General features: G+C 66.0%; 27 protein-coding genes. 5 read left to right on the forward strand and 22 right to left on the reverse strand.

Annotated features, from left to right (window positions below):
• Window positions 1–672: DUF3644 domain-containing protein (locus tag Q0P59_RS09155; RefSeq protein ID WP_295005840.1), on the forward strand; the 672-nt coding region annotated here is incomplete at its 5' end.
• Between the two features lie 304 nt (window positions 673–976).
• Here Q0P59_RS09155 and Q0P59_RS09160 read toward each other — a convergent pair.
• The gene (locus Q0P59_RS09160; protein WP_295005843.1) at window positions 977–1,651 is read right to left on the reverse strand and encodes a Bax inhibitor-1 family protein; all 675 of its coding nucleotides are present in this window, start codon (window positions 1,649–1,651) and stop codon (window positions 977–979) included.
• A 427-nt stretch (window positions 1,652–2,078) separates the two neighbouring features.
• Here Q0P59_RS09160 and Q0P59_RS09165 point away from each other — a divergent pair, with 427 nt between their 5' ends.
• The gene (locus tag Q0P59_RS09165; protein WP_295005845.1) at window positions 2,079–3,512 is read left to right on the forward strand and encodes an aldehyde dehydrogenase family protein; all 1,434 of its coding nucleotides are present in this window, start codon (window positions 2,079–2,081) and stop codon (window positions 3,510–3,512) included.
• A 64-nt stretch (window positions 3,513–3,576) separates the two neighbouring features.
• Here Q0P59_RS09165 and Q0P59_RS09170 read toward each other — a convergent pair whose 3' ends face one another.
• Window positions 3,577–4,476: a LysR family transcriptional regulator gene (locus tag Q0P59_RS09170; RefSeq protein WP_295005847.1), complete on the reverse strand. Its 900-nt coding sequence runs from the start codon at window positions 4,474–4,476 to the stop codon at window positions 3,577–3,579.
• A 96-nt stretch (window positions 4,477–4,572) separates the two neighbouring features.
• Between Q0P59_RS09170 and Q0P59_RS09175 the strand changes: the two genes are divergently transcribed.
• A complete protein-coding gene (locus tag Q0P59_RS09175; protein ID WP_295005849.1) occupies window positions 4,573–5,514 on the forward strand; it encodes a sodium-dependent bicarbonate transport family permease in 942 nt (313 codons plus the stop codon).
• Window positions 5,514–5,822, forward strand: a complete 309-nt coding sequence (locus tag Q0P59_RS09180; protein WP_295005852.1) for a transcriptional regulator — start codon at window positions 5,514–5,516, stop codon at window positions 5,820–5,822. Before Q0P59_RS09175 ends, Q0P59_RS09180 begins: the two co-directional genes overlap by 1 nt.
• A gap of 19 nt (window positions 5,823–5,841) precedes the next feature.
• Here Q0P59_RS09180 and Q0P59_RS09185 read toward each other — a convergent pair whose 3' ends face one another.
• From Q0P59_RS09185 to rapZ, 5 genes are all read right to left on the reverse strand, one after another.
• On the reverse strand, window positions 5,842–6,474 hold the full coding sequence (locus Q0P59_RS09185) for an LON peptidase substrate-binding domain-containing protein (RefSeq protein WP_295005854.1): 633 nt from the start codon (window positions 6,472–6,474) through the stop codon (window positions 5,842–5,844).
• A gap of 1 nt (window position 6,475) precedes the next feature.
• The gene (locus Q0P59_RS09190; RefSeq protein WP_295005856.1) at window positions 6,476–7,087 is read right to left on the reverse strand and encodes a flavin prenyltransferase UbiX; all 612 of its coding nucleotides are present in this window, start codon (window positions 7,085–7,087) and stop codon (window positions 6,476–6,478) included.
• Window positions 7,080–7,646 (reverse strand): Gx transporter family protein, encoded by a 567-nt coding sequence (locus tag Q0P59_RS09195; protein WP_295005858.1) that lies wholly within the window; start codon window positions 7,644–7,646, stop codon window positions 7,080–7,082. Before Q0P59_RS09195 ends, Q0P59_RS09190 begins: the two co-directional genes overlap by 8 nt.
• The gene (locus tag Q0P59_RS09200) at window positions 7,627–8,004 is read right to left on the reverse strand and encodes a NusG domain II-containing protein (protein WP_295005860.1); all 378 of its coding nucleotides are present in this window, start codon (window positions 8,002–8,004) and stop codon (window positions 7,627–7,629) included. The genes Q0P59_RS09195 and Q0P59_RS09200 overlap by 20 nt, the downstream gene beginning before the upstream one ends.
• Window positions 8,005–8,083: 79 nt before the next feature.
• The gene (rapZ, locus tag Q0P59_RS09205; RefSeq protein WP_295005862.1) at window positions 8,084–8,929 is read right to left on the reverse strand and encodes an RNase adapter RapZ; all 846 of its coding nucleotides are present in this window, start codon (window positions 8,927–8,929) and stop codon (window positions 8,084–8,086) included.
• Window positions 8,930–9,090: 161 nt separating this feature from the next.
• Between rapZ and Q0P59_RS09210 the strand changes: the two genes are divergently transcribed.
• Window positions 9,091–10,263, forward strand: a complete 1,173-nt coding sequence (locus Q0P59_RS09210; RefSeq protein ID WP_295005864.1) for a M20 aminoacylase family protein — start codon at window positions 9,091–9,093, stop codon at window positions 10,261–10,263.
• Window positions 10,264–10,270: 7 nt separating this feature from the next.
• Here Q0P59_RS09210 and Q0P59_RS09215 read toward each other — a convergent pair whose 3' ends face one another.
• The 15 genes from Q0P59_RS09215 to Q0P59_RS09285 form a co-directional block, all read right to left on the reverse strand.
• The gene (locus Q0P59_RS09215) at window positions 10,271–11,185 is read right to left on the reverse strand and encodes an MBL fold metallo-hydrolase (RefSeq protein WP_295005866.1); all 915 of its coding nucleotides are present in this window, start codon (window positions 11,183–11,185) and stop codon (window positions 10,271–10,273) included.
• Window positions 11,182–11,361, reverse strand: a complete 180-nt coding sequence (locus tag Q0P59_RS09220; RefSeq protein ID WP_295005868.1) for a DUF1289 domain-containing protein — start codon at window positions 11,359–11,361, stop codon at window positions 11,182–11,184. Before Q0P59_RS09220 ends, Q0P59_RS09215 begins: the two co-directional genes overlap by 4 nt.
• Window positions 11,358–11,558: a DUF1289 domain-containing protein gene (locus tag Q0P59_RS09225; RefSeq protein WP_295005870.1), complete on the reverse strand. Its 201-nt coding sequence runs from the start codon at window positions 11,556–11,558 to the stop codon at window positions 11,358–11,360. Before Q0P59_RS09225 ends, Q0P59_RS09220 begins: the two co-directional genes overlap by 4 nt.
• A 27-nt stretch (window positions 11,559–11,585) precedes the next feature.
• On the reverse strand, window positions 11,586–12,575 hold the full coding sequence (locus tag Q0P59_RS09230; protein WP_295005873.1) for a hypothetical protein: 990 nt from the start codon (window positions 12,573–12,575) through the stop codon (window positions 11,586–11,588).
• The gene (locus Q0P59_RS09235) at window positions 12,572–13,486 is read right to left on the reverse strand and encodes a hydroxymethylglutaryl-CoA lyase (protein ID WP_295005875.1); all 915 of its coding nucleotides are present in this window, start codon (window positions 13,484–13,486) and stop codon (window positions 12,572–12,574) included. Before Q0P59_RS09235 ends, Q0P59_RS09230 begins: the two co-directional genes overlap by 4 nt.
• A 15-nt stretch (window positions 13,487–13,501) precedes the next feature.
• On the reverse strand, window positions 13,502–14,140 hold the full coding sequence (locus tag Q0P59_RS09240) for a hypothetical protein (RefSeq protein WP_295005877.1): 639 nt from the start codon (window positions 14,138–14,140) through the stop codon (window positions 13,502–13,504).
• A gap of 70 nt (window positions 14,141–14,210) precedes the next feature.
• Window positions 14,211–15,902, reverse strand: coding sequence for an AMP-binding protein (locus Q0P59_RS09245; protein WP_295005879.1), 1,692 nt, complete (start codon window positions 15,900–15,902; stop codon window positions 14,211–14,213).
• A 77-nt stretch (window positions 15,903–15,979) separates the two neighbouring features.
• Window positions 15,980–17,980 carry an acetyl/propionyl/methylcrotonyl-CoA carboxylase subunit alpha gene (locus Q0P59_RS09250; protein WP_295005881.1) on the reverse strand — a complete coding sequence of 667 codons (2,001 nt, stop codon included), beginning with the start codon at window positions 17,978–17,980 and terminating at the stop codon, window positions 15,980–15,982.
• Between the two features lie 3 nt (window positions 17,981–17,983).
• Window positions 17,984–18,772 (reverse strand): enoyl-CoA hydratase/isomerase family protein, encoded by a 789-nt coding sequence (locus Q0P59_RS09255; protein ID WP_295005883.1) that lies wholly within the window; start codon window positions 18,770–18,772, stop codon window positions 17,984–17,986.
• Window positions 18,773–18,929: 157 nt separating this feature from the next.
• Window positions 18,930–20,537 (reverse strand): carboxyl transferase domain-containing protein, encoded by a 1,608-nt coding sequence (locus Q0P59_RS09260; protein ID WP_295005885.1) that lies wholly within the window; start codon window positions 20,535–20,537, stop codon window positions 18,930–18,932.
• 102 nt (window positions 20,538–20,639) lie between these two features.
• On the reverse strand, window positions 20,640–21,239 hold the full coding sequence (locus Q0P59_RS09265) for a TIGR00730 family Rossman fold protein (RefSeq protein ID WP_295005887.1): 600 nt from the start codon (window positions 21,237–21,239) through the stop codon (window positions 20,640–20,642).
• Between the two features lies 1 nt (window position 21,240).
• Window positions 21,241–21,858, reverse strand: a complete 618-nt coding sequence (locus Q0P59_RS09270; RefSeq protein WP_295005889.1) for a 2-hydroxychromene-2-carboxylate isomerase — start codon at window positions 21,856–21,858, stop codon at window positions 21,241–21,243.
• Window positions 21,859–21,931: 73 nt separating this feature from the next.
• Window positions 21,932–23,068, reverse strand: coding sequence for an acyl-CoA dehydrogenase (locus tag Q0P59_RS09275; protein ID WP_295005891.1), 1,137 nt, complete (start codon window positions 23,066–23,068; stop codon window positions 21,932–21,934).
• On the reverse strand, window positions 23,065–23,970 hold the full coding sequence (locus Q0P59_RS09280; RefSeq protein WP_295005893.1) for a DMT family transporter: 906 nt from the start codon (window positions 23,968–23,970) through the stop codon (window positions 23,065–23,067). The genes Q0P59_RS09275 and Q0P59_RS09280 overlap by 4 nt, the downstream gene beginning before the upstream one ends.
• The gene (locus Q0P59_RS09285) at window positions 23,971–25,161 is read right to left on the reverse strand and encodes an acetyl-CoA C-acyltransferase (RefSeq protein WP_295005895.1); all 1,191 of its coding nucleotides are present in this window, start codon (window positions 25,159–25,161) and stop codon (window positions 23,971–23,973) included.
• Window positions 25,162–25,178: the final 17 nt, after the last annotated feature.

The following is a 25,178-nucleotide window of genomic DNA, read 5'->3' on the forward strand; positions in this document are numbered from 1 at the left end:
CGACAGAATTTGGAGGCTTTGTCTGAGATTCGGGACAATGCGGTGCATTTTGCAAACAAGGACCTGGCATTTGCGAAGGCATTCCATGAAATTAGCTCGGCGACCGTGGCAAATTTCGTGCAGGCCGCACGTATCTGGTTCGGTGATGACCTATCCGGACAGCGCATGTTTTTAATGCCATTAGCTTTCGTCTCAGGCGTGAACACGGTGCCTGGTCTCTGCATGAATGGAGAGGAGCGTCATCTGGCGAAGTATCTTGAAGCAATCAAAGCTAGCGATTCTGGCCACGATGGTGACTTTTCTGTAGCATTGACCGTTGAAGTTGCCCTGAAGCGAACCAAGGAGGGGGCAAGTAACGTCTTCAGCGTCTCGAACCATCCATCAGCATTACCGATACGACTGGATGAGGCTGATATACGTGAGACTTACCCTTGGGAGTACAAAAACCTGACCCAGCGTCTCCGCTTGAGGTATGAAAACTTCAAGGTAAACGGTCAATACCACCAAATTCGTAAGGCACTTGAGGGCGATAGTCGTTTCTGTAGGGAACGACTACTTGACCCACTCAAGCCGGATGGCACAAAGAAAAAGTTCTACAACTCCAACATATTGCGTGAATTTGACCCTCATTACGTGAGGCGGAAACAGCCTGCGAATCCAGAAACGGCCTAAGGCCTGAAGGCAAAAAGCAAGAAGCCCATGTCGCTAAACATGGGCTTCGTAAATCTTGAACCTTGGCGCTCACGGCCAAGGTGAACGGTTCATTACCGTTGGGGTGCTACTTGGTCATCTTGTCGAACTGCGGCGGATTTTCAGTCATGCTGCCTCCAATCGCGTTGTTCCTGAAGGGCCTGACCAACTGCCCGTCAGGCTTCGATTCCAGATTACTCCTCCGAGCAAAAAAGTCTACTAGCGGAACGGAAAAACGGCCCGCCAATTGGCGAGCCGCGGTGACACCTGTTTGCGGCGAACTTGGTTAGTCGTTGCTGGAGAATCCGAGCAGTTGCAGCACCGACAGGAAGAGGTTCAGCACGTTCAGGTACATGCTGACTGCGGCCATCACATAGTTGTCCTCTTCCCCCCGCACCAGACGGCTGGTGTCGTACAGGATGAAACCTGAGAACAGGAGCGCGGCGACAGCCGATACGCCAGCCTGCATGGCCGGGACAAACATCGCAGCAATGCTGGCCAGAATGACGACAATCAAGCCAGCGACCAGGAAGCCGCCCATGCGGGAGAAATCCTTGCCGGTTTTATGGACGTAAGCCGTCAGGGCCAAGGTGACCGCGGTAGTTATCACGGCCGCGGTTAGCACCGTGCCGCTGCCACCAGGCATGTTGATGTAGTGGGTCAGCGTCGGGCCGATACCCATACCGCTCAGGGCGGTAAAGGTGAGCATGGCCGGAACGGCTGCCGCCGTATTCCGTTTCTTGTGCAGGTAGAACAGCGGCACTAGGCCAAGCAGGGTAAATACGATACCGGCCAGCGGGCCAAAACCGACCAGCATGCTGATACCAGCGCCGACGCCGGCAACAGCCGTTGAAAGAGCGAGCAGTTGGTAGGTATTGCGAATGACACGGTTGGTGTCGGGCGCCGCAAACGTGCCATATTCGGTTCTGCTCAGGTCGATAACACGTGCTTCAGTGCGCATGGTGGATAACTCCTCCAGTGGTTGGTGATGTCACTGTAAGTCGTAGCGTGTTACCAAAAAATCAATCCACTGCTGAGCCTTGATTCGAAAAAACCGAACCTATGTAACTTGTTGGTGAGTTTTTGCAGGATGCTGACCCCAAAGGGAACCTTCATCCATTGGCCGGGGTGGAGAACGTGATTCTTGTGGGAAACAGGTCGAAATCTCCCTGTTTTCTAAGGCAATATTTTTTGGACACCTTATGCTTTATTTTTTACCGATAGGACAGGTTATGTTTTATCGGCATAGAGGGGACTCGCCGCAGAGCCTGATGTTTCGGACAGGTTATGCCTTATTTTCCGGTCACCTTACGGCTAACGGCACACATTGACCGCCGCCGAAGCATTCGTATAGTGCTTGAGGATTGACCCGGACGAATGGAGACAACATGCACAAGCACGATCAGCTGTATATCGATGGCCACTGGGTGAGCCCCGCGTCGCCCCGGCGTATCGAGGTCGTCAATCCGTACACCGAGCAGGTTATCGGGCATGTCCCCGATGCCGACAATGCCGACGCGGACAGCGCGGTCGCGGCGGCGCGGCGGGCCTTTCCGGCGTGGTCGGCGACATCGCTCGACGAGCGGGTTGCGTTGCTGAAACGCTGCCACGAAATCTTCGCCGCGAAGCGCGATGCCTTCACCGCCACCCTAGTGTCGGAAGTGGGCATGCCGGCCAAGCTCGCCCGGCGCATCCAGGTCGGCCTGCCGATGCAGCAGTTCGGCATCTTCGCCGATCTGCTGCCGACAGCCCTGGCGGAAAGGCAGATCGGCCATTCGCGGGTGCTGCGCGAGCCAATCGGGGTCGTCGCCTGCATCACGCCATGGAATTACCCCTTGCACCAGATCGTCGCCAAGGTGGTGCCGGCAATCGCGGCCGGATGCACTGTGGTCTTGAAACCTTCCGAAGTGGCCCCCCTGAATGCTTTCCTGCTCGCCGAGCTGTTCGCCGAGGCGGGCTTTCCGCCCGGGGTCTTCAACCTGGTGACGGGTTATGGCGCATCCGTCGGTCAGCGGCTGGTGTCGCATCCGGATGTCGACATGGTTTCCTTCACGGGGTCGACGACGGCCGGTCGTGCCATCGGCAAGGCGGCCAGCGACTCGGTCAAGCGCGTCGCCCTTGAGCTCGGCGGCAAATCGGCCGCCGTCGTGCTCGACGATGCCGACCTGCCGATGGCGGTGCGGGCGACCGTGAGTTCCTGCTTCCTCAATTCCGGCCAGACCTGCACGGCGCTGACCCGCCTGGTGGTTCCGCAGGGCCGCTACGAGGAGGCCGCCCGTCTGGCGGTCGAGGCGGCGGAGCGCTTCACGCTGGGCGATCCGAACGACGATGCGACGCGGATGGGGCCATTGGTCTCACGGGCGCAGCGGGAGCGGGTGCATGCGCTGATCCGCCAGGGCATCGCGTCGGGGGCCGAATTGCTCCTCGGCGGCGTTGCGGGGGCGTCGCTTCCGGCGAGCGGCTACTTCTGCGTGCCGACGGTTTTCGGGCGCGTGGCACCGGGCAGCGTGCTCGATCAGGAGGAGATATTCGGGCCTGTACTGTCCATCCTCACTTATCCGGACGGCGACGACGATGCCGCGCTGGCCATCGCCAACGGCACGATCTACGGCCTGGCCGGCGCGGTCTGGTCGCAAAGTCCGGCGCGGGCGGCCGGCGTCGCCGGGAAGATGCGTGCCGGGCAGGTCGATATCAATGGGGCGGCCTTCAATATCCAGGCCCCGTTCGGCGGTTTTCGGCAGTCCGGCAACGGACGCGAGATGGGCATTTACGGCATCGAGGAGTTTACCGAGCTCAAGGCGATCCAGATGCCGGCAGCCTGATCCTTGGCCTGTTGATCGTCGCTCCGAATGCCGGCGGGCGGAGGCGGTTTTCTTCTCGCCTGCCTCAGGAAAGCGCCGCGTGTTCCAGCAACTCGTCGATGAAGGCCCGGGCCGGCAGGGAGAGCACCTTGCGCCGGAGGTGCACGATGGACCACGGCTGTTGCAGCGGGAAGCCGGCGACGTCGAGGATGTGCAGGCCTTCCTGTTCCGGGTTGTCGCCGACCACGTGGCGGGAGAGGATGGCCAGGCCCATGCCGCTGGCGACCAGGTCGCGGATGGCTTCGTTGCTGCCCAGCGACAGCTTGACGTTCAGGGCGTGCCCGGTTTTGGCCAGGTGGCGGTCGACGGCTCGGCGCGTACCGGAGCCGGCTTCGCGCATCAGGAAGGGGTAAGGCGTCAGCTCGGCCAGGCCCAGTGGCCCGGCGGGGAGCGTATAGCTGGCCGGGGCGACGACGACGAGAGGATTGTCGAGGAAGGGCGTGGCGACCACGTCGAGCTCCTCGGGCGGGAAGGACATGATGTAGAGGTCGTCTTCGTTGGCGCGCAGGCGTTCGACGATGCGGGCGCGGTTGGCGACCTCGAGTTCGATGTCGATGTCCGGATAGCGCTGGCAGAAGGCGCCGAGCATGCGCGGCAGGAAATACTTGGCGGTGGTGACCAGGGCGACGCGCAGGCGCCCCTTCTTCAAGCCTTTCAGCGCGCCAATGGCCGATTCGAAGCGGCTCCAGCTGTCGTCCAGTTCGCGGGCCGTCTGCAGCAGCTCCTGCCCGGCGGCAGTGAGCTGGATGTCGCGCCCGCTTTGTTCGAACAGCGGCAGGCCGACCTGGTCGGCGATCTGCCGGATCTGGATGGAGACGGCCGGTTGCGTCAGGTGCAGGGCTTCGGCGGCACGCGAGAAGCTGCCGTAGCGGGCGACCGTGGCGAAGGTTTCCAGCTGGCGAAAGGTCAGGTGTCGGCGCGACATATAAGTTTTTATAAATGGCTGTGGCGATAAAGTTTAATTGGATTTAATGGATTCGGGATGGGATAGTTCGCGCCGTTTCGATGCCCGGTGAGCGCCATGCCTTTTGAACCCGTGATCCTCTTTTTCCTGCTCGGCGTACTCGCCGGGCTGGCGCGTTCCGATCTCAAGATACCGGCGGTGCTCTACGAATCCCTGAGCATCTTCCTGTTGCTCGCCATCGGCCTCAAGGGCGGCGTCGAGCTGGCCCGCCAGTCGCTGTCCGAACTGCTGCTGCCGGCCCTGGTCGTCGTCGCCATCGGCGCCTTGCTGCCCCTGATCGCCTTTCCCGTGCTGCAACGCCTGGGCCGGCTGTCGCGCGCCGACGCCGCATCGGTGGCGGCGCATTACGGCTCGGTCAGCGTCGTCACCTTCGCCGTCGGCGCCGCCTACCTGTCCAACAGGGGGCAGGACTACGAGGGCTACATGGTGGTCTTCCTGGTGCTGCTTGAATTCCCGGCGCTGATGATCGGTGTCTGGCTGGCCAAGCGCGGCCAGGGCGGGTCGAACATGGGCAAGGTCCTGCACGAGGTGTTCGCCGGCAAGAGCATCGTGCTGCTGGTTGGCGGCCTGCTCATCGGCTGGATGGCGGGCGCGGACGGCCTGAAGCCGCTCGACAACGTGTTTTTCGACCTGTTCAAGGGGCTGCTGGCCATCTTCCTGCTCGAAATGGGGTTGGTTGCGGCTGGCCGGATTGGCGACCTCAAGCGGGCCGGCGCCTTCCTGCTCGGTTTCGCCGTCGCCATGCCGCTGTTCGCCGGCGCCCTCGGCGCGCTGACCGCCAGCCTGATCGGCTTGAGCGTCGGCGGTGCCGCGCTGCTCGCCACGCTGTACGCTAGCGCCTCCTACATCGCGGCGCCGGCCGCCATGCGCATCGCCGTGCCCGAGGCCAACCCGGCCCTGTCCATCGGCGCGGCGCTGGGCATTACCTTCCCGTTCAACCTGGTGATCGGGATTCCGACCTATTACTGGCTGGCGAGCCGGCTTGAAGGAGTGGTGTGATGGCCGCGAGCTATACCCGACGAACCCTGCTGACGGTGGTCTGCGAATCGTCCATCGAGGCCCGTGTGGTGGCCGACGCCAAACGCCTCGGCGCCCACGGCTACACCGCCGGCGAGGCGCGCGGCGGCGGCCAGCACGGCGAGCGGGACGGCGGCTGGCCGATGAGCGGCAACGTGCGCATCGACATCCTGTGCGAAGCCGCGGTAGCCGACGCCATCGCGGCACACCTGCAGAAAACCTACTTCGCCGCCTACGCGATGGTCTGCTACCTGAGCGATGTGTCGGTGCTGCGCTCGGACAAGTTCTGACGCGCCGCGGCTTGCCGCATCAGCCGAGCAGCTTGCGCTGATTGAGGTATTTTTCCAGGATTTCCAGTCGCGCCAGCGGGTCGTCGAGTTCGAGCAGTTTCTGCTTGGCGAGGTTCTGGATGGGCAGCACTTCGGTGATCCGGTAGCCCACCCATTCGGCGCTGTCGAAACGGTGCGGTTCGGGGATGCGTTCCGGGCCGAGATCGCCGACGATGCGCTGGAGGAGCGGCAGCAGGCGTTCGCGCTCCTGCGGCAGCGGGGTCGGCGGCAATTCCGCGAGCAGTTCGACCGTGCCTTCGAGCAGGTTGTTGGCGCCGACGCGCGTTTCGATGATGCGAAAGCGCCGGCCGCCGAGGGCGTCGATCATCAGGATGCCGAGCTGCTCCATTTCCCAGCGGGCGACGGTGGCCAAGGTGCCGACGGGGTGGGGGACGGCGGCCGTGCCGACCTCGCCGCCCTTGTCGATGAGGCAGATGCCGAACGGCGTGTCGTCCTTCATGCAGGCGGCGGCCATGTCGAGGTAGCGCTGCTCGAAGATCTTGAGTGGCTGCAGGCCGCCGGGAAAGAGCACGGTGTTGAGCGGGAAGAGCGGGATGCTCAGGGTCTCGACCGAGGTGCCGCCGGGCGAGCGGACGAAATCGAACCAGCCCATGTCAGCGCGCCTCGCCCCAGCGCTGCATCAGGGTGTGCGGCACGGCAACCTGGTCGAGGACGCGGGCGACGACGAAATCGACGATGTCCTGCACGCTTTGCGGATGCTGGTAGAAGCCGGGGCTGGGCGGCAGGATGACGGCGCCGGCCCGGCTCAGGCGCAGCATGTTTTCGAGGTGGATGGCCGAGAACGGCGTTTCGCGCGGCACCAGTACCAGCTTGCGGCCTTCCTTGAGCACCACGTCGGCGGCGCGCTCGATCAGGTTGTCGGCCAGGCCCTGGGCGATGGCGGCCAGCGTGCCCATGCTGCACGGGCAGACGATCATCGCGTCCGGCGGATTGGAGCCGGAGGCGACCGGCGCGAACCACTCCTCGCGGCCGTAGACGGCCAGCCGGTCGGGGTCGGCGCCGGGCAGGCGGGCGAGCAGGGCGGCCTTGGCTTCGGCCGGGCGCGACGGCAGCTCGACATCCATTTCCTGCTTGGCGACGACCTGGGCGGCCTGCGAGTAGAGAAGCTGGACCCGGCAGCCGGCCGCCAGCAGGCAGTCGAGCAGGCGCAGGCCGTAGGGCATGCCGGAAGCGCCGGTCAGCGCGAGGCAGATGGTCTTAGGCATCGGCAGAGTCCGAAGGAGGGGGTTCAGCCAGCAGTTTAGCCGCGATCAGGCCGTTGATGGTGCCGAAGACGAGTGCCGCGCCGGCGAACACCGGGGTGAGCAGGAAGACGCCGTCGTGCGGGATCAGCCAGGCCCGGGCGAGCAGCAGCTGGCCGCCGATGTGGGCGAAGGCGGCGAGGATGGACAGGCTGACCGGGCCGAACCAGCGGGCCGGCAGGTGGCGGGTGAGGCCCAGCGTGAGCAGGCTGAGCGTGGTGCCGGTCAGCGACAGGAAGAAGCCGGGGGCGAGGAAGTAGCCGAGCAGCAGGCTGCCGGCCAGCACGCGCAGGGCGCTGACCCAGACGGCGGTACCCCAGCCGTAGCGGGCGAGCACGACCAGGGTGACGATATTGGCCAGCCCCGGCTTGACGCCGGGCAGCGGCGAGGGAATCGCGGCATCGACCAGCGACAGGCCGACGGCGGCGGTGGCCAGCCAGGCGACGCGGCGGTCCTCCTCGGTGACGGCGAGCCGAATCACCCCGGGGGCGTCAGCCTCCCGCTCAGTAGCTGATCGAGTCATAAATCCTGGTCCGTCCGGCGATTTGCACGCTGACGCGATTGGGGGCGCAGATGGCGATTTCGCCGGGGCGCATCAGCCAGCCCTGCCTGACGCAATACTGGCGCGGCCCGGGGTCGGAAACGACGCGGGCGCGGCCGGGTTCGACGGCGACCAGCGTGGTGCCGAGCGGGCCGCTGACGGCGAACTCCTTGCGTGCCTTGAGATCGACTTCGGCGAAGACCCTGCCTTCCTGGCGGATGATGGCCCGGTCGGCCATGCCGCCCTGCCAGAAAACCGGGATGCTGGCGCCGACCAGCGCGGCGCTGCCGAGCATGACCAGCCAGTCGCCGGGCCGGATCAGGGCCAGCCAGGGTTTCATGTCCGGGCTGCTGGCCGGTCACGCCGGTTCGCGGGGATGCGGGGCGTGCCGACCATGGCGGAATCAGCGCGAGTGACGACTAATTGCCGGCCAGCGTGCGATGGCGGACCAGCACGCGGACGCGGTCGGCGAATTCGCGGGCCAGCCATTCGGCGATGTAGACCGAGCGGTGCTGGCCGCCGGTGCAGCCGATGGCCACCGTCAGGTAGTTGCGGTTGTCGCGGATGAAGCAGGGCAGCCAGGTGGCGACGAAGCGGTGGATGTCCTCGCGCATCAGGGCGACCTCGGCCTGGTTTTCGAGGAAGTCGATGACCGGCCGGTCGCGCCCGGTGAGCGGGCGCAGGTCGGGGTCGTAGTGCGGGTTGGGCAGGCAGCGCACGTCGAAGACGAAATCGGCGTCGAGCGGTATGCCGTGCTTGAAGCCGAAAGACTCGAACATCAGGGTCAGGCCCAGGCCGGGGGCGGCCTCGATGAACTGGCGGACCCACTCGCGCAGCCCGTTGGCCTTCATGCCGCTGGTGTCGATGCGGTGGCCGAGGCCGGAAATCGGCTCGAGCAGCTCGCGCTCGGCGCGGATGGCCTCGATCAGCGTCTGGTCGGCGGTGGCCAGCGGATGGCGGCGGCGCGATTCCGAATAGCGCTTGAGCAGCGTTTCCTCGGTCGAATGCAGGAACAGGAAGGTGACGTTGATGCCGCCGGACTTCAGTTTCTCGAGCTTTTCCGGCAGCAGGTCGATGCCGTGGGCGGCCCGCGCGTCGATGGCGACGGCGACCTTGTGGATGCCATCCTCCTGCAGCATGCGGGCGAGCACGGTCAGCATCACCACCGGCAGGTTGTCGACGCAGTAGTAGCCCGAATCTTCCAGCAGGTTCAGGGCGACCGACTTGCCTGAACCGGACAGGCCGCTAATGAGAATGAGTTCCATGGACGGGAGCATAATCAAGGCGGCGCGCGGCAGCAACCCACGGCATAATATCGGGTCGGCAATCCGGTTGTTTGGCCCGGCATGCGAGGCATTCCGGCGGCGAAGCAATTCCGGGCATGCTGCCGAAATCGCCGGCCCAAAGATAAAAGCAGGAGACTTCCATGCCCCCGACCCTACCGCTGCTCAAGCTTCCCTTCCTGTCCGAGCTGACGGCCCTGCGCCGCGACATCCACGCCCATCCCGAGCTGGCTTTCGACGAGCATCGGACGGCCGACATCGTCGCCCGCGAACTGGAGCGCTACGGGCTGGAGGTGCATCGCGGCATCGCCAAGACCGGCGTCGTCGGCGTGCTGCGCGCCGGGACCTCGTCACGCATGATCGGCCTGCGCGCCGACATGGATGCCCTGCCGCTGGCCGAGCTGAACGAATTCCCGCACCACTCTAGGCACCAGGGGAAGATGCACGCCTGCGGTCACGACGGGCACACCGCCATGCTGCTCGGTGCCGCCCGCCACCTGGCCGGCAACCCGGATTTCGACGGCATCGCCGTGTTCATCTTCCAGCCGGCCGAGGAGTCGGAGGGCGGTGCGGCGGTGATGATCGAGGACGGCCTGTTCGAGCGCTTCCCGGTCGAGGCCGTGTTCGGGCTGCACAACTGGCCGGGCATCCCGGTCGGCGAGATGATGGCCATGCCGGGGCCGGTGATGGCCGGCACCTGCGCCTTCGAGATCATCGTGCGCGGCCATGGCTGCCACGCCGCCATGCCGCACCAGGGCGTCGATTCCATCGTCGCCGGGGCGCAGCTGGTGCAGGCCCTGCAGACGGTGACCAGCCGGACGCTACATCCCTGCGAATCGGCCGTGGTCAGCGTCACCCAATTCCATGGCGGCGAGGCGTGGAACATCATCCCGGAAGAGGTGGTGCTGCGCGGCACGATCCGCAGCTTCAAGCCGGAAATCCAGGAAACCGTCGAACGGGCCATCGAGCGCCTGTGCAGTGGCATCGCGGCGGCCAACGGGGCGCAGATCAGCGTCGTCTTCGATCATCGCTACCCGCCGACGGTGAACAGCGCGGCCGAGGCGAAATTCTGCCAGCAGGTTGCGGCCGAGGTGTTCGGCGCCGACAAGGTGCTGACCGACATCCTGCCGTCGATGGGCGCCGAGGATTTCGCCTACATGCTCAACGAGAAGCCCGGCTGCTACGTCTGGCTGGGCAACGGGCCGGGCACCGGCGGCTGCACGCTGCACAACCCGCATTACGATTTCAACGACGAACTGCTGACCCTCGGCGCCAGCTACTGGGTGCACCTCGTCCGCCGCTGGCTGGCGGCCTAGGACCGTACTAGCCGGCGACGAACATCCCGTCCTCCAGCCGCAGGGCGTTGACCAGCAGCAATTCGCGCTCGACCTTGGCGACCAGGGCGTCCGGCGTCATGTCCAGGAAGCGGGCATTGACGTCGACGGCGAAGGGCAGGCCGAGAATGAAGTCGGCGAACTGTTCGCGCGGAATGCTGCGCCTTTCCAGCATGGCGAAGGAGACGCTGACCTTGATGGCATGCCAGGCCAGCTGCTCGATATTGTTCTCGAACTGGGTAATGCGCCGGAAAGCGCGCTCGAAGGCCTCGTCGATGGTGGCGAAGGGGCGCCCGTGGCCGGGAATGACCGTGTCGATCGGCAGGCGGGAGAGCATTTCCAGCGTCTGCCGGGTGTGGAGCAGGCCGTCGGCCTCGCCGAGCAGTTCGGGAAAGATCACGCCGAAGCCGTTTTCCCACAGCGCGTCGCCGGAGATCAGGATGCGCTTTTCCGGGCAGTAATAGGCCAGCGCCTCCATGTCGTGGCCGGGTACGGCCAGCGCCTGCCAGTTCAGCCCGCCCATGTCGATCTCGGCGCCGGCGCTGATCAGGCTGTCGTGCTGGAAGCGGGCGTTCTGCTGGCCGAGCGGGGAGAGCAGCAGGGCGTCCACATCCCAGTCGGCGATGGCCGCGTGCAGGCCGGCGGGAACGATGATCTCGCAGGCGTAGGCCGCCTTCAGCGCGGCATTGCCGCCGATGTGGTCGGAGTGCGAGTGGGTGTTGACCAGGCGCGCCAGTTGCCGGCCGGCCAGGGCGTGACCGACCAGGTTGACCGTCTGTTCGGCATGGGTGACGTAGCCGCTGTCGACCAGCGTCGCCCGTTCGCCTTCGAAAAACAGGATGTTGTTGGCCGACAGCCAGCCGCGCTCGAGAACGAGCAGGCTGTCGGGGAGGACGGGACTCATGTCGGGGAGTCCGGGTCGCCGGCGGGTATCTGCGTTTCCCGCGAGACGGGAACGATTTCGATGGCGACGTCGGGGCCGCCCAGCGGGGGGCGGCCGCAGCCCATGCAGACGCCGGATTCGGGGTCGGACATGCAGACGCCGACGCATTGGTAGAGGTCTTCGTATTGTTCAGTCATGGTTGTTTGCTGTTCGTGCCTGTCTCATTTTCCATGCGGCGGCGGGCGACGGCGGCGAGGATATGGACGCGCGCCGCATCGTCGCTGCGCGACCAGACGGTGATTTCGTCTATGGTGCGGAAGCAGCCGAGGCACAGGCCGCTGGCGGCATCCATCTTGCAGATGTTGATGCAGGGGGATTGGATCGTTGGACTCATGGCAGCGGTCGATTGATGCTTCCGCACTCAGATGAGCATGAAGCGGTGTTCCTGGTCGCGCACCATCTCGACGGCTTCGAGGGCCTCGTCGCGACTGATCCGGGCCAGCATGGCGAGATGTAGACGGCGGTCGCGGGCGGTCAGTTCCGGGAAGTTCAGCGTATGGACGCCGACCTCGCCGGCCGAGTCGTCGCGGACGATGCCCAGGCGGTCGACGGTGATCGTCACCGGCGTCAGGTGCAGGGCCGGCTCGGGCGCCTGCAGGTAGTCGGCCAGCGCGGCGATCAGGTGGCCCGGCATCAGGGCTTCGTTGTTCTCGCGCAGCCGGCCGTCGAGTTCGGCCAGGTGGCGGGTATGGACCTGGTATTCGCGGCCGCCGGTGTGGCCGCGCAGGACGGTCAGGTGGGCGCGCTCGACCGAAACGTCGGCGCGCAGCCCTTCCCGTTCCTGGCGCAAGGCGTCGAGGTGCGCATGAAACGTGTGCAGCAGGCTTTCGAAGGCCTTGCAGCGCAGGCCGTGCAGGGTGGTCTCGAGCTGGCAGCTCGGTTCGATCAGCGTCTGGCCGGAGAAATAGAGAACCAGCTGCGGCACGTCGTTGCGGATGACCTCGCCCTGCTGCTCCATGCCCAGCTGCTTCTTCTGCTGGCGGCGCGCCGCGAACATGGCGTAGAAATGGTCGCTTTCCCAACTGCACGGCTCGGCCAGGAAGTCGCGCACCGCCTGGCTGCGGCCGAGCATCTGGTCGATGTCGTCGGCCGTGGCGAACAGCGAATGGACCAGCGGGTCGTTGGCGAAGGCGTGGCGGTTGATGTCCAGCGGCCCCGGCAGGGCGGCGACCAGCCCGTCGCAATAGCCGAGGGCATGCCGGACCGGGCCGCCGAGGTGTTTTTCGAAACCCGGGGCGTGGCGGAGCAGCGGATCGACCATGTCGGTAATCCGCGTCAGCGCCTGCTCGACGCTCCGCTCGAGCGGCGGCGAGGGCTTGAGGAAATCGGCGACGGCGGAGAGAAGGCTCACTCGGTTCCGGGCATGCTGGCGCAAAGGGCCCGGCCGGCCTTGGCGCCGTTCGGGCGGTTGATGGCGGTGGAAATCCAGTCGCCGATGAGCGCCAGTTTAGCCAGATCGATGCCGGTTTCAATGCCCAGCCCGTCGAGCAGGTAGATCACGTCCTCGGTGGCGACGTTGCCCGAGGCGCCCTTGGCGTAGGGGCAGCCGCCAAGGCCGGCGACCGAGGCGTCGAAGATGGCCATGCCCGCCTGCAGCGAGGCGTGGATGTTGGCGATGGCCATGCCGTAGGTGTCGTGATAGTGGCCGGCGAGGCGTTCGATGGGAACGACCCTGGCGCAGGCTTCGATCATGCGCCGGACCGAGGCCGGGTTACCGACGCCGATGGTGTCGCCGAGCGACACTTCGTAGCAGCCCATGTCGAACAGGGTTTTCGCCACGCTGGCGACCTGTTCCGGGGCGATGGAACCCTCGTAGGGGCAGCCGACGACGCAGGAAACGTAGCCGCGGACCGGGATTTCCAGCGCCGAGGCGGCCGAAACGACGGGTTCGAAGCGTTTCAGGCTCTCGGCGATGCTGCAATTGATGTTTTTTCGCGAAAAACTCTCCGACGCGGCGCCGAAGATGGCCACTTCGTCGGCGCAGGCCTGAACCGCCCCGTCGAAGCCTTGCAGGTTGGGCGTCAGGGCGGTGTAGACGGTCTGCGGATGGCGCTTGATGCCCTGCAGCACGGCCGTGTTGTCGCCCATCTGCGGTACCCACTTGGGCGACACGAAGGAGGTGGCTTCGATGACGCGCACGCCGGCGTCGGCCAGGCGTTCGATCAGTTCGATCTTGATCGCGGTGGGGACGACCTGCTTTTCGTTCTGCAGGCCGTCACGCGGGCCGACTTCGACGATTTTGACGCGGGAGGGTAGGGTCATGGTGGGCTATCCGTATCAGCGGGAGGCGGCCGCGCCGATCGCGACGATCAGCAGCAAGGGAACGGCCACGAGGATGAGCACGCCGTCGGCGGCGAGCGTGATGGGGGTGAGCAGCAGCTTGCCGGCCTTCGAGGCGGCCTTGGCGCCGGCGGTTTTCTCGGCGGAGATGTTGATCGTGTAGGTCTTGCGCAGTTTTTGCGCGGCGGCGGTGGCCTGGATGCCGTTGGCCGCATAGCGCGTGCCGTTCAGGGTCCCGTTGTAGCTCAGCTCGCCCGAGGGCAGCGCCTTGAAGCCGGCGGCCATGGCCTTTTCCTGCTGTTCCGGCGATGCGTTCTTGCCGAGGCGCAGGAAATAGCCGCCGGCAATGCGCTGGTTGGCATCGACCGAGAAGGCGTGGAAGCTGACATCCACCGCGTCGCGCAGGTCGGGCTGGAGGAGCAGCTTGATCGCCGGCGGCGCGTCGAACAGGTAGTGATAATCCTGGCCGAGGACGGCGAGCGTCTTGCCGTCGGCGGACACGAGCACCGAGTCCACGGTTTCCGTGTAGGTCTCGCGGTCGCCGCCCGACATCACGGCCGCGGTGATGCAGCCCATGGACATCGGGATGGCGGCCGCGCCGCCGAGGAGGATCAGTGCCCTGCGCGTGGTGTTCATGGCGATGAGACTCGTCCGGATGAGATGGACGTCATTCTATGCCGCGCAATTGACGCCGGGGAGGCCGCGCTCAGGCATGCTTCGCCTCCTCGAGCTTGAGTTCGTCCTTCATCGCCTGGCGGATCATGAACTTCTGGATCTTGCCGGTGATGGTCATCGGGAAGCTGTCGACGAAACGCAGGTAGCGCGGCACCTTGTAGTGCGCGATCTGGCCCTGGCAGAAATCGCGGATGTCCTGCTCGCCGCAGCTCTGCCCGGCCTTGAGGATGATCCATGCGCAGAGTTCCTCGCCGTACTTGGGGTCGGGCACGCCGACCACCTGCACGTCCTGGATTTTCGGGTGGCGGTAGAGGAATTCCTCGATTTCGCGCGGGTAGATGTTCTCGCCGCCGCGGATCACCATGTCCTTGAGGCGGCCGACGATGTTGCAGTAGCCGGCGTCGTCGATCACCGCCAGGTCGCCGGTGTGCATCCAGCCGGCGCGGTCGATGGCCTCGGCGGTCTTGGCTTCGTCGCCCCAGTAGCCGAGCATGACCGAATAGCCGCGGGTGAGCAGCTCGCCGGGCTGGCCGCGCGGCACGATGCGGCCGTCGGTATCGACGATCTTGACCTCGACGTGCGGCTGCACGCGGCCGACGGTGGATACCCGGCGGTCGAGCGGATCGTCGGTCGAGCTCTGGAAGGAGACCGGCGAGGTCTCGGTCATGCCGTAGGCGATGGTGACCTGTTCCATGTGCATTTCGCCGATCACCCGCTTCATGACCTCGACCGGGCACGGGCTGCCGGCCATGATGCCGGTGCGCAGGCTGGACAGGTCGAAGGCGCGGAAATCCGGGTGGTCGAGGGCGGCGATGAACATGGTCGGCACGCCGTGCAGCGCGGTGCACCGCTCCTCGGCGACCGCCTGCAGCGTGGACAGCGGGTCGAAGCCTTCGGCCGGGATGACCATCGCCGCACCGTGGGTCAGCGCGGCGAGGTTGCCGAGCACCATGCCGAAGCAGTGGTAGAAGGGCACCGGGATGCACAGTCGGTCTTCCGGCGTCAGGCGCATCGCCTCGCCGATGAAGAAACCGTTGTTCAGCACGTTGTGGTGGGTCAGCGTGGCACCCTTCGGGGCGCCGGTGGTGCCGGAGGTGAACTGGATGTTGATGGCGTCGTCGAACTGCAGTTGCTGCCCGATGGCGGCCAGGTCGTTCAGTTCGGCGCGGCTGGCCGGGTGCGCCAGTTCGCTGAAATTGAGCATGCCCGGCGTGCGTTCGTCGCCGAGGCGGACGACCCATTGCAGTTGCGGCAGGCGTTCGCTCTTCAGCTGGCCGGGCACGCTGCCGGCCAGTTCCGGCGCCAGGTCCCGGACCATGGCGAGGTAGTCGCTGCTCTTGAAGCTGGGCGCCAGGATCAGCGCCTTGCAGCCGACCTTGTTCAACGCGTATTCCAGTTCGGCGCGCCGGTAGGCCGGATTGATGTTGACCTGGACCAGCCCGGCCTTGGCCGTGGCGAACTGGGTGAGCACCCATTCGAGGTTGTTCTGCGACCAGATGCCGACCCGGTCGCCGGGTTGCAGGCCGAGGCGGCGCAGGCCGCAGGCGACGTTGTCGACGGCTTCCTGGAGCTGGCCGTAGCTCATCCGCAGGTTTTGATGGCGGACGACCAGCGCCGGGCGGTCGGCATGGCGCCGGCAGATGGCGTCGAAATGATCGCCGATGGTCTGGCCGATCAGCGGCTTGTCGCTCGCCCCGTGGACGTAGCTGGGCTGTTCTTGCATGGGTGTCTCCTCCAACTCTCTTGCGGAGTGGTGTGCTTGCAGCAATGAAAACCCCCGGCGCATGCCGGGGTAAGGGATCAGTTGGCCGCTTCGAACTCGACCAGCGGCGCGCCGTCGCTGACCTGCTCGCCGGCGGCGTAGCAGAAGGCTTTGACCACGCCGGCGGCGGGGGCGGTGATGGTGTGCTCCATCTTCATCGCTTCGAGGATGAGCAGCGGCGTGCCTTTTTCCACCTTCTGGCCAAGCTGGGCGAGCAGGGCGACGACCTTGCCGGGCATCGGCGCGGTCAGCCCGCCGCCGTGGCTGTCGCCGGCATCGACGCGATGCAGCGGGTCGTCGCGGAGCAGCAAGTAGGTGCTGCCCTGGAGGAAGACGCTGCGCTTGTCGTCGACGGCAACCACCGAAGCCATCAGCCGGCGGTCGTCGAGTTCGACGGCGAAACGGTCGCCGTCGAGCTTCTTGCCGCGGGCGACGGTGGTCTGGCCGTTGACGGTGATCTGCCACTGATCGCCCTGGTAGCGGACCTGGGCATCGACCAGGGCCTCACCATCGCGGAAGCTGATGGTGCGCGCCGACGACAGGTTCATCCGCCAGCCGTCGCGGGCATGCCACGGCGACCACGGATCGCCGCTGGCCTTGGCGGTTTGCTTGGCTTTATGTTGCTCCCACAGCAGTTCGCCGACCGTGGCGACGAGCAGCGCATCGCGCGGCACCGGCTGGGCTTCGGGGAAGAGGAAATCCTTCTGGCGTTCGATCAGGCCGGTGTCGAGGTCGGCGCCGGCGAAGGCCGGGCAGGCGACGAGACGTGACAGGAAGTCGATGTTGGTGGTCAGGCCGGCCACCTGGTAGTCGGCCAGCGCCTTGCGCATGCGGGCCAGCGCGCCGTCGCGGGTTTCGTCCCAGACGATGAGCTTGGCGATCATCGGGTCGTACCAGGGGGTGATCTCGTCGCCTTCCTCGACGCCGGTATCGACGCGCACGTTGATCGACTCGGCCGGCGGGGCGAGGCGGACCAGCTTGCCGGTGGCGGGCAGGAAGCCCTTGTTGGCGTCCTCGGCGTAAATGCGCGCTTCCAGCGCATGGCCGCGGATGGCCAGCTGGTCCTGGCGCAGCGGCAGCGGCTGGCCGGCGGCGACGCGCAGCTGCCATTCGACCAGGTCCTGGCCGGTGATCATTTCGGTGACCGGGTGCTCGACCTGCAGGCGGGTGTTCATCTCCATGAAGTAGAAAGTGCCGTCCTGCATGGCGATGAACTCGACCGTGCCGGCGCCGACATAGCCGACCGCCTTGGCTGCGGCAACGGCGGCTTCGCCCATCTGGCGGCGGCGTTCCTCCGGCATGCCGGGGGCGGGCGCCTCTTCCAGCACCTTCTGGTGGCGGCGCTGCACCGAGCAGTCGCGCTCGAACAGGTAGACGCAATTGCCCAGCGTGTCGGCGAAAACCTGGATCTCGACGTGGCGCGGCTTGGTGATGTATTTCTCGATCAGCACGTGGTCGTCGCCGAAGCTGGAAATCGCCTCGCGCTTGCACGAAGCGAGGGCGTCGGGGAAATCCTCGCTCTTCTCGACCAGGCGCATGCCCTTGCCGCCACCGCCGGCGGCGGCCTTGATCAGCACCGGGTAGCCGATGGCGTCGGCTTCCTTGTGCAGCAGTTCCGGCGTCTGGTCGTCGCCGTGGTAGCCCGGCGTCAGCGGCACGGCGGCCTTGCCCATCAGCTTTTTGGCTTCCGACTTCGAACCCATGGCATGGATCGCCGAGGCCGGCGGGCCGATGAAGGTGATGCCGTTGGCGGCCAGCGCCTCGGCGAACTCCTCGTTCTCGGACAGGAAGCCGTAGCCCGGATGCACGGCCTGGGCGCCGGTGCGCTTGCAGGCGTCGATGATCTTGTCCGCAACGAGATAGGACTCGCGGGCGGCCGCCGGACCGAGCAGCACGGCCTCGTCGGCCAGCCGCACGTGGCGGGCGTTGGCATCGGCCTCGGAATAAACGGCGACGGTGCGGATGCCCATGCGGCGGGCGGTCTTGATGACCCGGCAAGCAATCTCGCCACGGTTGGCAATCAGGATTTTTGTGAACATGCTTTATTCCCCAATCCAGTTGGCTTGGCGTTTGTCGAGAAAGGCGGAAATGCCTTCGCGGGCTTCCGGTGTGGCGCGCAGGTGGGCGATGCGGTGGGCGGTTTCCTCGACCAGCGTGTCGTTGATCGGCTGGTTGCCGACCGCGCGGATCAGGTCCTTGGCCGCTGCCTGGGCGAGCGGGCCGCCCTGCAGCAGGCTGGCGACGATTTCCTGCACCTTGGCGTCCAGCGCTTCCGGCTCGACGGTTTCATGGACGAGGCCGATTTCGCGGGCGCGGACGGCGTCGATGCGCTCGGCCGACTGGAAGTAGCGGTAGGCCTGGCGGGCGCCGATGGCGCGCAGCACGTAGGGCGAAATGGCCGACGGGATGATGCCGAATTTGACCTCGGACGTGGCGAACACCGCCCTGGTCGATGCGACGGCGATGTCGCAGGCCGACGCCAGCCCCATGCCGCCGCCCAGCGCGGCGCCCTGGACGCGGGCGATGGTCGGCTTGTTCATCTCGGCGATGGTGCGCAGCATGTGGGCTAGCGCGCGGGCGTCGCTGAGGTTGTCGTCGAGGCCGTTGTTGGCGGCGCGCTTCATCCAGTTCAGGTCGGCGCCGGCCGAGAAGCTCTTGCCGCGGCCGGCGAGGACGACGACGCGGACGTCCTGGTCATCGTCGAGGGCCATGCAGGCGGCGGTCAGTTCGGCGATCAGGGTTTCGTCGAAGGCGTTGTGGAGGTCGGGGCGGTTCATCCAGATCGTGGCGACCGGGCCGTTGAGTTGTATTTCCAGCGTGGTGAAGGGCATTTTTTGTTTGTCTCCTGCGTTATCTGTTTGTTTTAGCGTGAGGTTCTGCTCTTGCGGGACGTCTTGCTTTCTTTTGGCGAAGCAAGAAAAAGTACGCCCGCCCTCAAGGCGGAAAGCAACGTCTGCAGACTTGAAGCACGCATTTCCAGCACCACCATCACATCCGGAAAATACCGAACTTGGTGTCTTCCGCCGGCGCATTCATCGAGGCCGACAGCCCCAGTCCGAGCACGCGGCGAGTGTCGGCCGGATCGATGATCCCGTCGTCCCACAGCCGCGCCGAGGCGTAATACGGATGCCCCTGCGTCTCGTACTGCTCGCGGATCGGCGTCTTGAATGCCGTTTCCTCTTCCGCCGACCATGAACCCCCCTTGGCTTCGATGCCATCGCGCTTGACGGTAGCCAGCACCCCGGCCGCCTGTTCCCCGCCCATCACCGAGATGCGGGCGTTCGGCCACATCCACAGGAAGCGCGGCGAGTAAGCGCGGCCGCACATGCCGTAGTTGCCGGCGCCGAACGAACCGCCGATGACGACGGTGAATTTCGGCACTTTGGCGGTGGCGACGGCGGTGACCATCTTGGCGCCGTCGCGGGCGATGCCGCCGTTTTCGTACTTGCGGCCGACCATGAAGCCGGTGATGTTCTGCAGGAAGACGAGCGGAATGCCGCGCTGGGCGCACAGTTCGATGAAGTGGGCACCCTTCAGCGCCGATTCCGAGAACAGGATGCCGTTGTTGGCGACGATGCCGACCGGGTAGCCCCAGATGCGGGCAAAGCCGCAGACCAGCGTGGTGCCGTAGCGTGCCTTGAATTCGTCGAAATCGGAGTCGTCGACGATGCGGGCGATGATTTCGCGCACGTCGAAGGGCTTCTTGGAATCGGTCGGGATGACGCCGTACAGCTCCTGCGTCGGGTAGCGCGGTTCGAGCGGCGGGGTCAGGGTGACCGGCGGCGCTTTCTTCCAGTTCAGGTCCTTGACGATGCGGCGGGCGATGGCCAGCGCGTGGGCGTCGTTCTCGGCCAGGTGGTCGACGACGCCGGAGATGCGGGTGTGCACGTCGGCGCCGCCGAGGTCTTCGGCCGAGACGACTTCACCGGTCGCCGCCTTCACCAGCGGCGGACCGCCGAGGAAGATGGTACCCTGGTTCTTGACGATGATGGACTCGTCGCACATGGCCGGCACGTAGGCGCCGCCGGCGGTGCATGATCCGAGGACGGCGGCGATCTGCGGAATGCCTTGCGCCGACAGGTTGGCCTGGTTGAAGAAGATGCGCCCGAAGTGCTCCTTGTCCGGGAAAACCTCGTCCTGCATGGGCAGGAAGGCGCCGCCGGAATCGACCAGGTAGACGCAGGGCAGGCGGTTTTCCAGGGCGATTTCCTGGGCGCGCAGGTGCTTCTTGACGGTCAGGGGGTAGTAGGTGCCGCCCTTCACGGTGGCATCGTTGGCGACGATCATGCACTCGACCCCCTCGACGCGGCCGATGCCGGCGATCACCGAGGCCGCCGGCACGTCGCCGCCGTACATGCCGTAGGCGGCGAACTGGCCGATCTCGAGGAAGGGCGTGCCGGGGTCGAGCAGGCCGTTGACCCGTTCGCGCGGCAATAGCTTGCCGCGCGCCAGGTGCTTCTGGCGCGCCGCTTCCGGTCCGCCGAGGGCGATCTTGTCGACTTTTTCATGGAGGTCGGCAACAACCGTTTCCATGGCTGCCGCATTGGCCTGGAAATCGGCCGAGCGCGGATTGAGCTGGGTTTTCAGGGTGGTCATGTCTCGTCCTAGTTGCTAGTTATTAGTTGTTGGTTACTGGTTGTTAGCGGTTGGGCGTGTGGTTTTGCTAGCGGCTAACGACTAGCAACTTACAACCGCTTGTCATAACTCGCTGCTGCCTTTCAGCCATTTGCTCACCGGTTCGGCCCGGTAGGCTTCCATCTGCGCCAGCAGCGATTCGATATCGGTGTCGGCCAGCGCCATCGCCCGGTTCTGCGGCCGCAAAAAACCTTCCTCGACGGCCTTGTCGAACATCGCCAGCAGCGGGTCGTAGAAACCATTCACGTTGAGCAGGCCCATCGGCTTGGCGTGGAAGCCGAGCTGGCCCCAGGTCAGGACTTCGCAGAACTCCTCGAAGGTGCCGAAGCCGCCGGGCAGGGCGACGAAGCCGTCGGACAGCTCGGCCATGCGCGCCTTGCGGGTGTGCATCGAATCGACCACCTCGATCCGCGTCAGCGTCCGGTGATCGACGGAACGTCCGGCGACTTCCTTGCCCATCAAGGCTTCCGGGATGATGCCGATGACCGTGCCGCCGGCCTCCAGGCAGGCATCGGCGACGGCGCCCATGAGGCCGATGTTGCCGGCGCCATAGACCAGTTCGATGCCGCGCGCGGCGAGCAGGCGGCCGAGCTTTTCGGCCTCGGTCCGGTAGATCGGGTTGCCGCCGGCGTTGGCGCCGCAGAAGACGCAGAGTCGTTGCATGTCAGAAACCGCCGGTTTCCAGCCAGTGTTCGATCTGCGCCAGGCGGTCGGCGCCGAAGAAGGCCTCGCCGTCGACGATCACGTGCGGCGAACCGAAGACGCCGGCGGCCAGCGCCTTGTCGCACTCGTCCTTGAGCCGGGCCTTGATCTCGGGCGCCTGCAGCGCGGCGGCCAGCTGCTCGCGGTTAATACCCAGCCCGGCGGCAATGTCGAGCACGGTGTCGGGCGACGAGATGTCCAGATCGTCCACGAAAAAGCCGCGATACACGGCATGGGCGAACTGCCGGGCCAGCGCGCAATCCTGGCCGTGCAGCCAGTAGTAGGCACGGGCGGCGTTCTGGGTCGGCAGCGGGAAGCGGCTCGGCGGGTTGTACGGGATGCCCATGTGCCGCGCCGAACGGTGGAAATCATTGAACATGTAGGTGCCCTTGGCCGACACCCCGTCGGCCGGCGGGCGCGAGCCGGTGGCCTGGAAGATGACGCCGAGCAGCACCGGGTGCCAGCGCACCTTGCGGCCATGTCTGGCTGCCACGGCGTCGATCTTCTCGCTCAGCAGGTAGCCGTAGGGGCTGGAAAAATCGAACCAGAAGTCGATCGGGCTCTTGTCGCTATCGCTCATCTCTTGTCTCCTTCTCTGTTGGCGGCGGTCGCCGGAATTTCTTGGGTGTTCCGGTCGACCGCCAGGTTGGGGCTTACTCGCTGGCGATGCTGCGCCCGATGACCAGGCGCTGGATGTCGTTGGCGCCTTCGTAGATCTGCGAAATGCGCACGTCGCGGTAGATGCGCTCGACCGGGAAGTCGCTGGTGTAGCCGACGCCGCCGTGGATCTGGATGGCGTCGGAAGCGATCTTCTCGGCGGCTTCCGAGGCGAACATCTTGGCCATCGAGGCTTCCTTCAGGCAGGGCTTGCCGGCATCCTTGAGCTGGGCGGCGCGCCACACCATCAGACGGGCGGCGTCGAGCAGCGTGTTCATGTCGGCCAGGCGGAAATTGACCGCCTGGTGCTCGATGATGGGCACGCCGAAGGTGACGCGCTCCTTGGCGTAGCGAACGGCGGCCTCGAAGGCGGCGCGGGCCATGCCGATGCTCTGGGCGGCGATGCCGATGCGCCCGGCTTCGAGGTTGGAGAGGGCGATCTTGTAGCCTTCGCCTTCCTTGCCGAGCAGTGCGGAGGCCGGCACGCGGCAGTTCTCGAGGATGATCTGCACGGTGTCGGACGCGTGCTGGCCCATCTTGTCCTCGGTGCGGCCGACGATGAAGCCCGGCGTCGCGGTCGGGATCAGGAAGCAGGAAATGCCCTTCTTTCCGGCCGCCTTGTCGGTCACCGCGAAGACGATGGCCATGTGGGCGTGCTTGCCGGTGGTGATGAACTGCTTGACGCCGTTGAGCACGAAGGAATCGCCGTCGCGGTCGGCGCGGGTGGTGATCGCCGACGCGTCGGAGCCGGTATGCGGCTCGGTCAGGCAGAAGCAGCCGAGCTTCTCGCCGCGGGCCAGCGGCTTCAGCCATTCTTCCTTCTGCGCATCGGTGCCGTATTTCTGCGTGATGCCGCAGGCCAGCGAGTTCTGCACCGAGACGATGGTTGAGGTGGCGCCGTCGCCGGCGGCGATTTCTTCCAGGGTCAGCACCAGCGACATGTAGTCCATGCCGGCGCCGTCCCATTCTTCCGGCACGCACATGCCCATGGCGCCGAGTTCGCCGAGTTCCTTCAGGGCTTCGGCCGGGAAGGTGTGGTGCTTGTCCCATTCGGCGGCGAAGGGGGCGAGGCGCTCCTGCGCGAAGGCGCGCATCGAGTCGCGGATCATTTCTTGTTCTTGCGTGAGGATCATGCTGTTCTCTCCGAAAAATGTGTAGTCAGCCAGACGCCGGCGATGACCAGCAGGCCGCCGCCGAGGACGGCCAGGCCGAGCCGCTCGTCGAGCAGGACGGCGGCCTGCAGCACGGCAAAGACCGGGACCAGGTTGACGAATACCGAGGCCTTGGCTGCACCGATGCGGCGCACGCCGTCGGCGAACCAGGTGAAGGCGAGCGCCGTGCCGCCGATGGCCAGGAAAACCACGCTGGCCCACACCCGCCACGACCAGGCGGCGAGGTCGGTGCCGCCCTGCAGCCAGGCGGTGACGCCGAGCAGCAGCGCGCCGATCAGGCTGGCGTAAAGCGTTGCCGCCAGCGGCGACAGGGACTTGGTGGCCTGCCGGCCGATGAAGGTGTAGGCCGTCCAGCACAGCGCGCAGCCGAGGATCAGCCATTCGCCGATGCCGACCGAGCCGTGCAGCAGGGCCAGCGGGTTGCCGTGGCCGATCACGGTCAGGCAGCCCAGGCAGGCGATGGCGATGCCGGCCAGCTTGAGCGGCGTCATCCGTTCCTGGCCGAGGAACCAGGCGCCGAGGGCGACCAGTACCGGGTTCAGGGCGACGACCAGCGCGCCCTGGCCGGCGGTGATGTGCTTCAGGCCGTAAAAGAAGCACAGGGCGTAGATGAAGATGCCGGTCATGGCCAGCCCGGTCACCACCCCCCATTCGCGACCGGTGCGCGGGCGCGGGATGCGCCCTTCGGTGGCCAGCGCGAAGCCGGCCAGCGCCAGTCCGGCGAGCAGGAAGCGGATGGCCGGGGCGGCCAGCGGCGCAGTGAGTTCCTGCGCCACGATCCGTCCCGCGATCCAGGTTCCACCCCACATGAACATGGTGCCGATCAGCTTGAGATAGGTGATTGAGCCGGCCTGCTGCGGCACTTACATCATTTCCACAGCCAGGGCCGTGGCTTCGCCGCCGCCGATGCACAGCGAGGCGATGCCGCGCTTGCCGCCGCGCGCCTTGAGGGCGCCGAGCAGGGTGACCAGGATGCGCGCGCCGGAAGCGCCGATCGGGTGGCCCAGCGCGCAGGCGCCGCCATTGACGTTGACCTTGGCCGGGTCGAGCTTCATGTCGTGGATGCCGGCCATCGTGACGACGGCGAAGGCTTCGTTGATTTCCCACAGGTCGACGCTGTCGGCGGTCCATCCGGCCTTGGCCAGCATCTTCTGCATGGCGCCGACCGGCGCGGTCGGGAACAGGGCCGGGGTGTTGGCGTTGGTGGTGTGGCCGACGATCCTGGCGATCGGCTTGAGGCCCAGTTCGGCAGCCTTCGAGGCGCGCATCAGGACCAGCGCGGCGGCGCCGTCGGAGATCGACGAGGAGTTGGCGGCGGTCACCGTGCCGTCCTTCTTGAAGGCCGGCTTGAGGGTCGGGATCTTGTCCACATTGACGGCGAACGGGCCTTCGTCCTTGTCGACCACGACATCGCCCTTGCGGCCGGCGACGGTGACCGGGGCGATTTCCCAGGCAAAGGCGCCGTTGTTGGAGGCTTCGATGGCGCGGTTGGTCGAGCGGATGGCGTAGGCGTCCTGGTCTTCGCGGGTGAAGCCGTAGCTGCCGGCGCAGTCTTCGGCGAAGGTGCCCATCAGGCGGCCCCTGGTTTCCTTGGAGTAGGCATCTTCCAGGCCGTCGAAGAACATGTGGTCGAGCATCTGGCCGTGGCCGAGGCGATAGCCGCCGCGTGCCTTGGGCAGCAGGTAGGGGGCGTTGGTCATCGACTCCATGCCGCCGACCACGGTGATCGCCGAGGAGCCGGCGAGGAGGCCGTCGTGGCCGATCATGGTCGCCTTCATGCCGGAGCCGCAGACCTTACTGACCATGGCGCAGCCGGCGGAGAGCGGCAGGCCAGCGAGCAGGGATGCCTGGCGCACCGGGGCCTGGCCGAGACCGGCCGGCAGCACGCAGCCCATCAGCACTTCCTCGACCAGCGCGGCATCGATGCCGGCACGCTCGACGGCGGCCTTGATCGCCGCGGCGCCGAGCTGCGGCGCGGTGAGGCCGGCGAAGGCGCCCTGGAATGCACCCATCGGGGTGCGGACGGCGGAAACGATAACGATCGGGTCATTCATGCTGATCTCTCCTTGAC

Origin of the sequence: uncultured Dechloromonas sp. (assembly GCF_945957265.1) — a bacterium.
Lineage (GTDB): Bacteria > Pseudomonadota > Gammaproteobacteria > Burkholderiales > Rhodocyclaceae > Azonexus.

Coding starts and splice junctions, on each gene's coding strand:
- Q0P59_RS09160 (WP_295005843.1), bottom strand. CDS start 1,651: ATGCGCACTGAAGCACGTGTTATCGACCTGAGCAGAACCGAATATGGC.
- Q0P59_RS09165 (WP_295005845.1), top strand. CDS start 2,079: ATGCACAAGCACGATCAGCTGTATATCGATGGCCACTGGGTGAGCCCC.
- Q0P59_RS09170 (WP_295005847.1), bottom strand. CDS start 4,476: ATGTCGCGCCGACACCTGACCTTTCGCCAGCTGGAAACCTTCGCCACG.
- Q0P59_RS09175 (WP_295005849.1), top strand. CDS start 4,573: ATGCCTTTTGAACCCGTGATCCTCTTTTTCCTGCTCGGCGTACTCGCC.
- Q0P59_RS09180 (WP_295005852.1), top strand. CDS start 5,514: ATGGCCGCGAGCTATACCCGACGAACCCTGCTGACGGTGGTCTGCGAA.
- Q0P59_RS09185 (WP_295005854.1), bottom strand. CDS start 6,474: ATGGGCTGGTTCGATTTCGTCCGCTCGCCCGGCGGCACCTCGGTCGAG.
- Q0P59_RS09190 (WP_295005856.1), bottom strand. CDS start 7,087: ATGCCTAAGACCATCTGCCTCGCGCTGACCGGCGCTTCCGGCATGCCC.
- Q0P59_RS09195 (WP_295005858.1), bottom strand. CDS start 7,646: ATGACTCGATCAGCTACTGAGCGGGAGGCTGACGCCCCCGGGGTGATT.
- Q0P59_RS09200 (WP_295005860.1), bottom strand. CDS start 8,004: ATGAAACCCTGGCTGGCCCTGATCCGGCCCGGCGACTGGCTGGTCATG.
- rapZ (WP_295005862.1), bottom strand. CDS start 8,929: ATGGAACTCATTCTCATTAGCGGCCTGTCCGGTTCAGGCAAGTCGGTC.
- Q0P59_RS09210 (WP_295005864.1), top strand. CDS start 9,091: ATGCCCCCGACCCTACCGCTGCTCAAGCTTCCCTTCCTGTCCGAGCTG.
- Q0P59_RS09215 (WP_295005866.1), bottom strand. CDS start 11,185: ATGAGTCCCGTCCTCCCCGACAGCCTGCTCGTTCTCGAGCGCGGCTGG.
- Q0P59_RS09220 (WP_295005868.1), bottom strand. CDS start 11,361: ATGACTGAACAATACGAAGACCTCTACCAATGCGTCGGCGTCTGCATG.
- Q0P59_RS09225 (WP_295005870.1), bottom strand. CDS start 11,558: ATGAGTCCAACGATCCAATCCCCCTGCATCAACATCTGCAAGATGGAT.
- Q0P59_RS09235 (WP_295005875.1), bottom strand. CDS start 13,486: ATGACCCTACCCTCCCGCGTCAAAATCGTCGAAGTCGGCCCGCGTGAC.
- Q0P59_RS09240 (WP_295005877.1), bottom strand. CDS start 14,140: ATGAACACCACGCGCAGGGCACTGATCCTCCTCGGCGGCGCGGCCGCC.
- Q0P59_RS09245 (WP_295005879.1), bottom strand. CDS start 15,902: ATGCAAGAACAGCCCAGCTACGTCCACGGGGCGAGCGACAAGCCGCTG.
- Q0P59_RS09250 (WP_295005881.1), bottom strand. CDS start 17,980: ATGTTCACAAAAATCCTGATTGCCAACCGTGGCGAGATTGCTTGCCGG.
- Q0P59_RS09255 (WP_295005883.1), bottom strand. CDS start 18,772: ATGCCCTTCACCACGCTGGAAATACAACTCAACGGCCCGGTCGCCACG.
- Q0P59_RS09260 (WP_295005885.1), bottom strand. CDS start 20,537: ATGACCACCCTGAAAACCCAGCTCAATCCGCGCTCGGCCGATTTCCAG.
- Q0P59_RS09265 (WP_295005887.1), bottom strand. CDS start 21,239: ATGCAACGACTCTGCGTCTTCTGCGGCGCCAACGCCGGCGGCAACCCG.
- Q0P59_RS09270 (WP_295005889.1), bottom strand. CDS start 21,858: ATGAGCGATAGCGACAAGAGCCCGATCGACTTCTGGTTCGATTTTTCC.
- Q0P59_RS09275 (WP_295005891.1), bottom strand. CDS start 23,068: ATGATCCTCACGCAAGAACAAGAAATGATCCGCGACTCGATGCGCGCC.
- Q0P59_RS09285 (WP_295005895.1), bottom strand. CDS start 25,161: ATGAATGACCCGATCGTTATCGTTTCCGCCGTCCGCACCCCGATGGGT.